Here is a 12601-nt window from a genome sequence, read left to right on the forward strand (position 1 = left end):
GTGTTGAGTAATTCCTCTCTAGCCCTCCCTTTAGATAAGGGAGGGAAAGCCGCAGAGCATTACGTGGGTCGGTTTGCGCCATCGCCAACCGGCCCTTTGCATTTTGGCTCTTTAATTACAGCAGTCGCAAGCTACTGCGATGCCCGTGCCCATCAAGGGCAATGGGTGGTTCGTATCGAAGATACTGACATTCCACGGATATTCCCCGGCAGCGAAGAACACATCTTACGTTGTATTGATGCATTTCAATTCGAACCAGATGCCGAGATCATTTTTCAAAAAGACCGCCTCGAAATCTATGAGCAAGTCATTGCACATTTGCATGCCCAAGACTTGGTCTATGCTTGTCAATGCACCCGAAAAATGCTCGGTTCAAATCATATCTATCAAGGTACATGTCGCAATCTGGGCCTTCCCCTTCAGGATCAGGCCATTCGAATCAAAGTCGATGCACAGAACATTTGTTTTACCGACCGCTTACAAGGAACGCATTGCTCCAATCTGCAGCAGGATTTGGGTGACTTTGTCTTAAAACGCCGTGATGGCATTATCAATTATCAACTTGCTGTCGTGGTGGATGACTACCTACAAGGGATGACCCATGTTGTACGTGGAGCTGATCTTTTGGACAATACCGAACGTCAAATTTGGCTCGGACAGGTTTTGGGTTATCCACGCCTTGAATACATGCACTTGCCATTGGCAATGAATAATCAGGGACAAAAACTGTCAAAACAGAATATGGCTCAAGCTCTTGATTTAAACCAAGCAGCACCTTTATTGCAACAAGCATTGCAGGCCCTACATCAACCGCCAGTCGACTTAGACACGCCGCGCATTATGCTACAACAGGCGATTGCGCAGTGGGATATTCAACAAATTCCCCATGGCACAGCATTGCCTCAAATCTATCAATAAACCCACATCCCTATCTGAGCCAATCACTCGATTTTCAATTGAATTATGCTTTAATAAAGTGATCAATCGACCATTGGAGAGCCTAATGTTTTTTATTTTTGGATTTGGTCCGAAAACCAAAGTCATTGAAAAGAGCCAATTTACTTGCCCTGTGTGCCGCAGCAGAACTCAGTATGAGTTAAAACAGCAACGTAATTATTTTTCTTTATTTTTTATCCCATTGATTCCCCTTTCTAAAGCCAAGGCGAGCTTGGTCAAATGTCTCCATTGTGGAACGGAGATGCCAGCCAGTGTACTCCACCATGCATCTCCCGATCCGCAACGAGATACGAATTTAGAAGCTTGATTCTTCTTTACTTGGGTTTACTTCTTTGGTCGTGGCATCGATCTTTAATATCAGACTCACCATAACCGCACAGATAATCAAAGAAGACCCCCCATAACTAATAAACGGTAAGGTCAGACCCTTGGTAGGAAGCATGCCCATGTTCATGCCGGCATTCACCAAAATTTGCAGCAAGAAGATAATACTAATGCCATAAGCCAAGTAGCCTGCACGTAGGTATTGATGACGTAAAGCACGATGACCAATGCGAATACAGCAGATCAACATCACAAATGACAGCGTCAATACGGTCAAAATCCCAAAGAAGCCAAATTCTTCGCCCAAAACCGCCAACATGAAGTCGGTATGTGCCTCAGGTAGATAAGACATTTTTTGAATACTATGACCTAAGCCGACACCAAACCATTCACCGCGACCAAAAGCCATTAATGCATTCGACAACTGGTAGCCTGCGCCTAATGGATCATTCCATGGATTTGAGAAGGACATCAAACGTTCTAAACGATAAGGTTCAAATAAAATCAAGAACACAAAGGCCATGATGATCGCACCAAAGGCAATTGCGAACTGAATCAACGGTGCACCTGCGAGGAAGAATACCCCTAGCATGGTTAAGGCAATCACCACCGTCGCCCCTAAATCGGGCTCTGCCATGACCAAACCGACAGTTGCAGCCATAATCACTGCCAAACGCACCAAGCCCTTAATATTATTACGGACTTCTTCGGCACGCCGTACCACATAGTCCGCGGTAAATATCGCCATCATGACTTTGGCGACTTCCGAAGCCTGTAAGGTGAAACCAGCAATACGAATCCAACGTTTAGAACCATTGACTTCAGTACCTACCGCCAAAACGGCAGCTAACAGGACAATGGTCACAATCCATAAAAAGAAGGTGTTATTAAACCAAACATTTAACGGCACTTTATAGGCGATATAGGCAGCGGCGGCGGCGGCGGCAATCGAAATACCGTGTCGTGAAATGTAATGGAAGGCATTTTCATGCATGCGTTCTGCATAGGGCATAGATGCAGATGCCACCATGATCGAACCAATACACAACAATGCCAAAACACAGAACACCAAAACATTGCGCACGTTGACCTCGGCAGGTAACCGAGGAAGCCAACGCTCTACAACTTCATTTATTCTATTTATGGTCGTCTGAGCCAACCCAGCCATACAACTTTCCTTATCGTTCTTTTAAACGAGTGCATTCACGCAATCGACAAATTGGTGTCCACGCTCACTGTAACCTTTAAACATATCAAAACTTGCGCACGCTGGAGACAATAACACCACATCATTGGCTACCGCATTTTGTTGGCACAGCTCAACCGCTTGTTTCAAACTTTCAGCATGAATCAGCGTGGTTGTCCCTTCAATCGCTTTTTCAATAATTGGACGATCTTCACCAATCAACACCGCAACTTTGGCATATTTTGAAAGTGAATCACGCAGTGCAGTAAAGTCCTGCCCTTTGCCTTGACCACCTAAAATAATCGCCACTTTACCGCCTTTGGCTTCAATCGCGGCACCAAGACCATCAATCGCAGCTAAAGTCGCACCAATATTGGTGCCTTTAGAATCGTTATAATAACGAACACCATGCACTTCTTTGACAAATTCACAGCGGTGCTCTAAGCCTTTAAAGGTTTTCAAGGTTTTCAACATGCCTTCGAGTGGTAAACCAATCGCTTCACCCAAAGCCAAACATGCCAAGGCGTTTGCCACATTATGAGTCCCTTGAATATACATGTCTGTACTTTTCAGTAACCGCTCACGACCACGTGCCAACCAAATTGTGCCATCAGTATCACGTAAAATACCGAACTGATTCATATCTGGTGCATTTAGGCCAAAGCTTTGCATTGGAGTAATATCTGGAACCAATGGACGTGTTAATGAGTCATCACGGTTATACACGACTTTTTTCACCGCTTGGAAAATACGATGCTTCGCAGTGTGATAGCCCATCATATCGCCATGACGGTCCAAATGGTCTTCACTCATGTTCAACACAACAGCCACTTCTGCGGCCAAGTTCGACGTGGTTTCTAATTGAAAACTTGAAAGCTCTAAAACATAAAGTTCAGGATCATCTTTGGTGAGATCCAAAGCTGGACGACCCAAGTTGCCACCCACTGCCACTTTTTTGCCTGCATCTGCTGCCATAAGACCAAATAAAGTCGTTACGGTACTTTTCGCATTCGAACCTGTAATCGCGACAATTGGCTTATCTGTCGCACGACGTAAAATTTGAATTTCTGAAACCACAGGAATGTTGGCTGCAATGGCCGCCTGAATTTGCGGTAATTTTGGATCTAGCCCTGGACTGATAATAATTTCTTCTGCTTGAAGTAATAAATCTTGGTCCAACTGACCGAAACTAGTTTGTACATCACTTGGAATTTGATCATGACCCGGTGGGACTGCTCGTGAATCGGTGACTGCAACGCGGTAGCCATGGCTATGTAAGAAATTCACTGCGGAAACACCAGAAATCCCTAATCCGGCAACAACCTTCAATCCACCACGCTGTATTAACATTTCTGCCCCATTATTTTGGTCGGTTTTTAAAACTGACAAAATGTTAGCACTTTGCTGTTTTGAATGCTTTTTATGTTTTCACTTTCTCACATTTTTTTTGTGTCCGCTCGTAAAAAAACCGCCATTAAAATGACGGTTTTTAAATAATCTAGTACGAGCAGTTCAACGCAGGATTATTTCCACTTCACTGCTTGTACTTCAACCTTTTTAGCTACCGGTTCCTCAGACTCAGAGCAACCACATCCACCGGCGCAACCGATCGCCATTTTAGGCTTCAAACGTTTTGCCAGTGTATGCCAACCTTGGCGTTCACACCATAAGGACAAGGAGTTGAAAACTGAGTTCGATGTTTTTGGAAATACCTTCTTAAACACCACGACAGCACTCCAAATCACCAATACCGCAATAATTATTGATTCAAGCATGTCTCTCTCCTTTGTTCAGCTTTTGCCATTCAAAATTCATGATCCAAAATAGCGTGTTGCAATTTGATACGTGATGAATGCCATTAAATAAGCCAAACCAAATAAATAGATGGTCATGAAACTCACCGTCTTCAAGGAGCCAGTTTCACGTTTAACTGTCGCCAGTGTCGCCAAGCAATGTGGCGCATAAATAAACCACACCAATAATGATAGACCGGTTGCCAATGACCAACCCAATGACCCATCGCTACTAATTAAATTTGCCAGACCTTGAGACATAGCATCGTCATCTGTTGCAGACAAGGCATACACCGTACCCAATGCCGCCACAACGACTTCACGTGCAGCCATCGCTGGAATTAAGGCAATACAGATCTGCCAGTTAAAACCTAATGGTGCAAAAATCGGTTGTAATACATGCCCAAGCATACCTGCCAATGAATAATCAATATCCGGCAAGGTTGCGCCTTCTGGCGGTTGCGGGAAAGTACACAAGAACCATAACAAAATCGATAAAGCGAAAATGATGCCACCGACACGTTTCAAGAAAATCTTGGCACGGTCCAGTAAACCAATCCAAACACTCTTAATATCTGGGAAACGGTAGCTTGGAAGTTCCATCAATAAGGCATGCTGTGATTTATCTTTTTGGAAGAATTTCAGCACTGTTGCCACAATTAAGGCACTCACAATCCCTGCTGCATATAATGCAAATAGCACCAAGCCTTGTAAGTTAAAGATGCCCCAGACCATTTGCTGTGGAATAAATGCCGAGATCAACAAAGCATAAACCGGTAAACGTGCCGAACAGGTCATCAATGGAGCAACTAAAATCGTTACCAGACGATCTCGGGGGTCTTGAATACTCCGGGTTGCCATGATGCCCGGTACAGCACAGGCAAAGCTCGACAGCAAAGGAATAAAAGCACGTCCACTCAAACCCGCTTTAAACATCAGCTTATCTAGCAAGAATGCTGCACGTGGTAAATAGCCTGATTCTTCTAAAACCAAAATAAAGAAGAATAAGATAATAATTTGTGGGAGGAAGACAATTACGCCACCCGCACCTTCAATAATCCCTTTAACAACCAAGCTCTGTAGTAATGGATTGGAAATCATGCCACCTGCGGCTTCACCAACCCAATCCTGCACCCATTCAATACCTTCCATAAACGGCGCAGCCCACGCAAACACCGCTTGGAAGATAATAAACATCATCACCGCTAAGGTAATTAAACCAAAGACTGGATGTAGAAAAATTTTATCAAGGAAGTCTGAGCGTTTATCTTCATGATCAACAAACATCACCACGTCTTTTAAAATTTGTTCAATTTTTTCGTGGTTAGTCCCAGAAAGATTGGTATCACTTAATGACGCATCTGGTTTTCTGAAACCTTCAGCATCCAAAGCACCCATTAAGTTTTCAATACCCGCATTACGTACAGCAACGGTTTCTACAACAGGAACGCCCAAACGCTGAGACAGCTTTTGGGTATTGATTTGCATGCCACGACGGCGTGCTTCATCCATCATATTGAGGACAAGTAAAATTGGACGACCCAAATCGATCATTTCCATGACCAAACCGAGGTGCAATTTTAAGTTTGTCGCATCAACTACACATAAAAAGACATCTTGATGCCCTTCTTCTGCAATTTTACCTTGCACGACATCACGCGTAATGGCTTCATCAGGACTCGTCGCTTCTAAGCTATACGTCCCCGGCAAATCCAAAACTCGAACAGATTTACCCGATGGCAACGTAAATTGACCAACCTTGCGCTCAACCGTTACCCCAGCATAGTTCGCAACTTTCTGACGTGTACCCGTTAAATGATTGAATAATGAAGTTTTACCACAGTTTGGATTACCAACGAGGGCAATACGTAACGCATCACTCATGCTGATGCACCTTCCATTGCTATTTCCACTTTTTCAGCTTCTATTTTTCGCAGTGCGAAACGAGTAAACCCAACTTGAATTAAAATCGGGTCACCACCAAAAATACCTTTGGTAATCACCTGTACTTTTGTTCCGGGAACAAAACCCAAAGTCTCTAAACGGCTAGCGACTAAATCAGCCGGAGCATTGTTGCCATTCTGGTTACGATGTACCTTATGAATGACTGCGCTTTGTTTCACTTTCAAATCAGATAATCGCACGCAACTAACCCTAAAAAATTTTGAATATTATACAAACAAATGAGAATAATTAACAAATCGGATTCGATTTCAATTCTCATTTAACAATCTAGCATCGACACGACTATTTTTTTAAATTACATTGCATTAAACCATTGTGATTTCTTGGTTTAATTTCAAAAATGAGCGGCACATGTTAAATAAAAAACCACGAATCCCGACCCCAGTCCAAATTCCAGAAACACTCAGTTTTTTACACGGATATCGTGATGATTTAATTGCTCAAACGGTCAGTCCACATACTCGAAATGCATATTTATCTGATTTAATTCAATGCAGTGGGTGTCATACACATATCATGACTGATTGGAGCAGTGACGACATTTCAGATGTCTTGCTTAGCCTGACTAAACAAGGAAAAAGCCCTCGCTCGATCGCCCGCTCACTTTCTGCACTGCGTTCATTTTTCAAGTTCTTGCGTGAACAAAAAATACGCAGTGACAATCCTGTTGCAATCCATAAAACACCCAAATTGGGTCGTGCCCTACCAAAGGATTTATCTGAAGCAGATGTTGAAGCCCTGATTAATGCCCCAGACCTCAACACCGCATTGGGTCTACGTGATCGTGCCATGCTCGAAGTGCTGTATGCCTGTGGTTTACGTGTCTCTGAGTTATTAAATTTAAGATTAGAACTGATCAATCTTAAACAAGGCTATTTACGAATTACCGGTAAAGGCAATAAAGAACGCTTAGTCCCTTTAGGACAAATGGCGGTGGAATGGATCGAGAAGTATTTAGCTGAAGCACGTCCCGTTTTATACAAAAGTGCAACCGATGCTTTATTTCTCACTCAACTTGGTGGAATGATGAGTCGCCAAAACTTTTGGTACGCGATTAAACGCTATGCGCTCATTGCAGGCATTCAAGCCGAATTATCACCACATACCTTACGCCACGCCTTTGCCACGCATTTGCTCAACCACGGTGCCGACTTACGTGTAGTGCAGATGCTGCTCGGCCACAGTGACTTATCCACCACACAAATTTATACCCATGTTGCGCAGGTTCGTATGCAAAAATTACATTCAGATTATCATCCGAGAGCTTAACGGCAGGAAATATCAGACCAAGAAGTTCTATTGTGCCCGATATTTTTTGCTATGCTTACTCACCTGTTTGATAAAGCTAAAAGAAAAGGGTTGTTTATGTTATTTACCCGTTCAAAAATTTTTCTCGCATCGACACTTGTTGCCAGTATGGCGTTAGTGGCTTGTTCTAATTCAAATAATGACGAAAAGAAAGATGCGACATTAACGGCAAGTACGCCTGCAACTGGTGAAGCTTCGAATTTATCTGAACGTAATGCTCAGCAGCGTTTAATTGATACTTTGCAATCTAATCTGCAAAAAGCCAATATCAATGCCAAAGTCACTGGGGTGAAAGCGACTGAAGTTCCTAATTTGTTTTGGGTAAGCTTTGAAGGCATGCCTGCGGTCTATGCTACAGCTGATGGTAAATACATTTTCCAAGGCGACGTGGTTCGTTTAGGTGAAAAACAACTCTTTAATGTAGGCGATACACTACAAGCAGAGGCCAATAAAAAATTATTTGATCAATTAAAAACTGAAGACCTACTGATTTATAAAGCCAAAGGTAAAACCAAACACGTGGTTTATGCGTTTACCGATGTCAGCTGTCCTTATTGCCACAAATTACATGAACAAATGGATGATATTAATGCCCGTGGCATTGAAGTCCGTTACATCGCTTGGCCACGTGGTGAACAACACATGCCAATGATGGAAACTATCTGGTGTAGCAAAGACCGTCGTGCCGCATTTGATAAAGCCATTGCCGGTGAGCAAATCGAGCCAGCATCATGTAAAAACCCAGTGCGCAGCATGTATGAAATGGGTCTAAATATTGGTGTGAATGGTACGCCAGCGATCTATAACGCAGAAGGCAAACACATCGGTGCTTACATGTCGGCTTCCGAACTTGAAAGTGCGCTTAAATAACTAATTTTTATAGGCTAAATGAATGTTTTTTATGGGTAGGAATAAAGTGATTTCTACCCTAGAGTCCGAACGTTTTTTTAGCTATGATCTAAACTCACTTAAAGCAATGATGAAATAAATGGAGTGTGACGTGAAACCAGTTCGTCTGGCAATCCTCGGTCTTGGTACTGTGGGTGGTGGTGCCCTTAAACTACTAAAAGAAAATGCTGCTGAGATTAAACGTCGCACCGGTCGTGAAATTGAAATTACCCATGTGGGTACGCGTCGCCCTCGTCCTGATTTAGAACTGCCTGCTTCAGTGAAGCAAAGTGCTGATTTATTGGATATCGTCCGTCAACCCGATGTAGACGTTGTAGTTGAAGTTATGGGCGGCATTCACCCTGCGTATGAAGTGATTCGTGAAGCAATCGTTCATGGCAAACAAGTGGTCACAGCCAACAAAGCTTTATTAGCTGAACACGGTAATGAATTATTTAAATTGGCCGATGATCATCACGTTCAGATTGCTTATGAAGCAGCTGTCGCAGGTGGTATCCCAATTATTAAAGTCCTCCGTGAGGGTTTGGCAGCCAATAAAATTGACTGGCTTGCAGGTATCATTAACGGTACCGGTAACTTTATCCTGACTGAAATGCGTGAAAAAGGTCGTGCCTTTGCAGACGTTCTCAAAGAAGCGCAAGAACTCGGTTATGCAGAAGCAGATCCAACATTCGACGTCGAAGGGATCGATGCGGCGCACAAGTTAACATTGCTGGCTTCTATTGCTTTTGGTATCCCACTCCAATTTGACAAAGTCTTCACTGAAGGCATCAGCAAAGTTACTGCGCAAGATGTCAAATATGCTGAGGACCTTGGTTTCCGTATTAAACATTTAGGTATTGCACGTCGTGCTGCAACAGGCATTGAGCTTCGTGTACATCCAACGCTGATCCCTGAAGACCAACTGATTGCCAATGTAAATGGCGTTAAAAATGCCGTATTGGTTCAAGCCAATGCCGTTGGTCCAACGCTTTACTATGGCGCAGGCGCAGGTGCAGGCCCGACCGCATCAGCGGTGGTTGCTGATGTTGTCGATATTGTCCGTGACATCTCATATACTGAAGATGGTGCTGGCACAATTCCACAGCTTGCGTTTGAAGCCCTAACTGATTTACCAATTCTTCCACGTGAAGAAATGACCACTGGATACTACATCCGTATTAATGCCGAAGATCAAACTGGCGTTCTTGCTGATGTGACGACTATTTTAAGCCGTGCAGGAATAAGCATCGATGCGATCATGCAGCAGCCACGCTTAAAAGATCTTATTCCTATCGTGATTCTGACTGATCCAGTCAAAGAATCTAAAATGGATGAAGCCCTTCAACAAATTCAAGCATTGCCTGTCATTCATGGCGAAATTGTACGAATTCGTTTAGAATCGCTTGATAATTAATCGGGTCGAGGGGAATATTTCAGTTCCTCTCGCCAAGCTCTACACACAATTGGAACATCATCATGTCTAATGCCAATCGTTATACTGGTTTAGTTGACCGCTATCGCGACCGTTTACCCGTATCTGCAACTACTCGCGCAATTTCTTTGGGCGAAGGTAATACACCACTGATTAAGCTTGAGAATATTCCACGCATTATTGGCAAAAATGTTGAAATTTATGTGAAGTACGAGGGCTTAAACCCGACTGGTTCATTTAAAGACCGTGGTATGACCATGGCTGTAACAAAAGCAGTTGAAGAAGGCTCTAAAGCAATTATCTGTGCATCTACAGGTAATACATCTGCTGCAGCGGCTGCTTATGCTGCACGTGCAGGCATTAAAGCATTTGTGCTCATCCCAGAAGGCAAAATTGCCATGGGTAAAATGGCACAAGCGATGATGTATGGCGCGGTAACAATGCAAATCCACGGTAACTTCGATGACGGGATGCGTCTTGTAAAAGAAGTTGCAGATCAAGCACCAGTTACGATTGTAAACTCAATCAACCCATACCGTCTGCAAGGTCAAAAAACCATTGCTTACGAAATCGTTGACGAATTAGGTCGTGCGCCAGATTACCACTGCCTACCTGTAGGTAATGCGGGTAACATCACAGCACACTGGATGGGTTATACCGAAGCTGTGGCGAATCAGCCTAAAGAAGAATTTGTACAAGTGGTTTATGATCCTGAAACTGATCAATTCACAGGTCCAAAACCTGCGGGTCTACCAACAATGGTGGGTTACCAAGCTGCTGGCGCGGCACCATTCCTACGCGGCGCACCTGTAGAAAACCCTGAAACAGTAGCAACTGCAATCCGTATCGGTAACCCACAAAGCTGGAACCATGCTAAAGCAGTAGTCCGCGATTCAGAAGGCTGGTTCGATGAACTCCAAGATGCTGAAATCTTAGAAGCACAGCGTCTACTATCTATGTACGAAGGTGTATTCGTAGAACCTGCTTCTGCAGCGTCTATCGGTGGCGCGATTCGTGACATCAAAGCAGGTAAAATTGCTGAAGGTTCTGTGATCGTATGTACTGTGACAGGTAACGGTTTAAAAGATCCTGACACTGCCATCAAGCAATGCCAAGATGCCGTAATGTTGTCGATTGATGCAACTATGGATCAAGTTCGCGATTCAATTCTGTCAAATATGTAATTCATATGCTGACTGAATAAAAAAGCCCTGCTCTTGCAGGGCTTTTTTTAAATTTAAGAAATTTTTATATAAATATTAGGGGGAAATTATGCTTTTATACCAAACAATTTTTAATGTTGATTCGCAAAGCAAAACTTTAGATGACTTAAAAAATATATGCTGCGACTGGATTCATCAAAGTAAAAATTCTAAAATAAAAATCCATGATCTACAATTTTCTGCGTATGATGACTTTAATTTGTTATCTAACAATCAATCTGAGAAAATCATTACTAATTATGTAGCTTATGACAATACAGAAAGTTTTTACTTTGAATATCAAAAAGATTTACAAAAAGCTGATCATTGGATAACTATTATTTCTGTTGAAAAAACAGGTACTAATTTTAAAATAGGAATAAAGCTAAAAACCATTAGCACAAATCCAAAGCCCAACAATAAGACAATAAAAAAACCGCTAATTATCAGTAGATTAATTGATGATCTAGGTGCCGCATTTGATGGTGAATTTCTAATCGATCAAATTAATTGGTTAGACCACTCATCATATTGGATTGAAACTGTTGCTAAATTTATGCTTGGTGAATTCAATGGACACCTTCCGTGCGTATATCTTAGCCAGCCTCTTAGTTTTAATGAAGAACAAATTGTAGACTTACAAAAAGAATTATTTGGTCTGGCCCATATCTTTATTGAGCCCAAAGAAAACTATGAATTTTTTTCTAATCAATTACGTCAAGCTTCTTTAAGCAAAAATGCATATCAGAGCTCTATAGGTATTTACTGGAAACAAGGAATTAGTAGAAAACTTTTCTTGAAGCCTAATCAAAATAACGAAGAATTAATCGAGGAATTAAAAAAGTTAGTACGAAGTTCCTTGCTAATGCAAAAATTCCCTAAAAATTTGACTCGACACTTTATTCTTGAGAAAAAATTTCGTGCACAAATTGATTTTTTAAAACAAAAAGAGCTTAAAGACCCTAAAGATTATGAAGAGTTAATTAAATTATATGAAGAAGAGATAGATGCTAAAAATAGAAAAATTACAGAATTAGAAAATGCTTCTGTTCAATATGACTATCAAGAATTTCGTATTGCCAACAATCCTGATGAAGACAAAACTTTCATACAAATACCTTTTAATACAGCTGAATATTTCAAAAATGAAATTGAGTACAAAGTCTATAATTTGATTCTAGATCTCAATTTAGAACAACTTGGACTAAACGAAAGAAATAAGGAAATTATTGAAAATTTGAGAGAAAATATAAAAAATCATGAAGCCTATAAAGGCTATTTGGAACATCTTGAACAGCTTAAAACTTGTTTATCAGATTTTAAAGGAGTCACCCCTAGGTTACGTAAAATATTAATTAACTTCAATATTGAATTAAGTGAAGAAGGTAAACATGTAAAAGCTAACTTTAAATTAGACACTAGATATCCACAAACTTTTGCTAAAACTCCAAGTGATGGTCGAGCAGGAAAGAACATCTATAGAGATTTTAAAAAAATAATAACTTAAAAAAAGCCCTGCTCTTGCAGGGCTTTTTATATCTTG

General features: G+C 41.8%; 12 protein-coding genes. 7 read left to right on the forward strand and 5 right to left on the reverse strand.

Annotated elements, in window-relative coordinates:
• Both gluQRS and FTV38_RS07145 read left to right on the forward strand, forming a co-directional pair.
• A complete protein-coding gene (gene gluQRS, locus FTV38_RS07140; protein ID WP_373887007.1) occupies positions 1-918 on the forward strand; it encodes a tRNA glutamyl-Q(34) synthetase GluQRS in 918 nt (305 codons plus the stop codon).
• Between the two features lie 85 nt (positions 919-1003).
• A complete protein-coding gene (locus FTV38_RS07145) occupies positions 1004-1264 on the forward strand; it encodes a zinc-ribbon domain-containing protein (protein WP_180022060.1) in 261 nt (86 codons plus the stop codon).
• On the opposite strand, the gene ftsW is transcribed toward FTV38_RS07145, so the two are convergent.
• From ftsW to FTV38_RS07170, 5 genes are all read right to left on the reverse strand, one after another.
• Entirely contained in the window at positions 1253-2449 is a 1197-nt protein-coding gene (gene ftsW / locus FTV38_RS07150) for a putative lipid II flippase FtsW (RefSeq protein WP_180022061.1), read from the reverse strand. The genes FTV38_RS07145 and ftsW overlap by 12 nt on opposite strands.
• A 21-nt stretch (positions 2450-2470) precedes the next feature.
• The gene (gene murD, locus FTV38_RS07155; RefSeq protein WP_180022062.1) at positions 2471-3817 is read right to left on the reverse strand and encodes a UDP-N-acetylmuramoyl-L-alanine--D-glutamate ligase; all 1347 of its coding nucleotides are present in this window, start codon (positions 3815-3817) and stop codon (positions 2471-2473) included.
• Positions 3818-3990: 173 nt separating this feature from the next.
• Positions 3991-4242: a DUF6587 family protein gene (locus tag FTV38_RS07160; protein WP_180022063.1), complete on the reverse strand. Its 252-nt coding sequence runs from the start codon at positions 4240-4242 to the stop codon at positions 3991-3993.
• A 36-nt stretch (positions 4243-4278) separates the two neighbouring features.
• Positions 4279-6144: a ferrous iron transporter B gene (locus FTV38_RS07165; protein WP_180022064.1), complete on the reverse strand. Its 1866-nt coding sequence runs from the start codon at positions 6142-6144 to the stop codon at positions 4279-4281.
• A complete protein-coding gene (locus FTV38_RS07170; protein ID WP_111884859.1) occupies positions 6141-6404 on the reverse strand; it encodes a FeoA family protein in 264 nt (87 codons plus the stop codon). Before FTV38_RS07170 ends, FTV38_RS07165 begins: the two co-directional genes overlap by 4 nt.
• Positions 6405-6576: 172 nt before the next feature.
• Between FTV38_RS07170 and xerD the strand changes: the two genes are divergently transcribed.
• The 5 genes from xerD to FTV38_RS07195 all read left to right on the forward strand — a co-directional run bounded on the left by xerD (position 6577) and on the right by FTV38_RS07195 (position 12565).
• Positions 6577-7494, forward strand: coding sequence for a site-specific tyrosine recombinase XerD (xerD, locus tag FTV38_RS07175; protein WP_180022065.1), 918 nt, complete (start codon positions 6577-6579; stop codon positions 7492-7494).
• A gap of 96 nt (positions 7495-7590) precedes the next feature.
• Positions 7591-8403: a DsbC family protein gene (locus FTV38_RS07180; protein ID WP_180022066.1), complete on the forward strand. Its 813-nt coding sequence runs from the start codon at positions 7591-7593 to the stop codon at positions 8401-8403.
• 130 nt (positions 8404-8533) lie between these two features.
• On the forward strand, positions 8534-9838 hold the full coding sequence (locus tag FTV38_RS07185) for a homoserine dehydrogenase (protein WP_078192857.1): 1305 nt from the start codon (positions 8534-8536) through the stop codon (positions 9836-9838).
• Positions 9839-9900: 62 nt separating this feature from the next.
• Positions 9901-11040, forward strand: coding sequence for a threonine synthase (gene thrC, locus FTV38_RS07190; RefSeq protein WP_078192584.1), 1140 nt, complete (start codon positions 9901-9903; stop codon positions 11038-11040).
• Positions 11041-11128: 88 nt separating this feature from the next.
• Positions 11129-12565, forward strand: a complete 1437-nt coding sequence (locus tag FTV38_RS07195; protein ID WP_180022067.1) for a hypothetical protein — start codon at positions 11129-11131, stop codon at positions 12563-12565.
• The last annotated feature ends 36 nt before the right edge of the window (positions 12566-12601 follow it).

It is taken from the genome of Acinetobacter sp. YH16044 (assembly GCF_013417145.1).
In the GTDB taxonomy this organism is placed as follows: Bacteria; Pseudomonadota; Gammaproteobacteria; order Pseudomonadales; family Moraxellaceae; genus Acinetobacter; species Acinetobacter amyesii.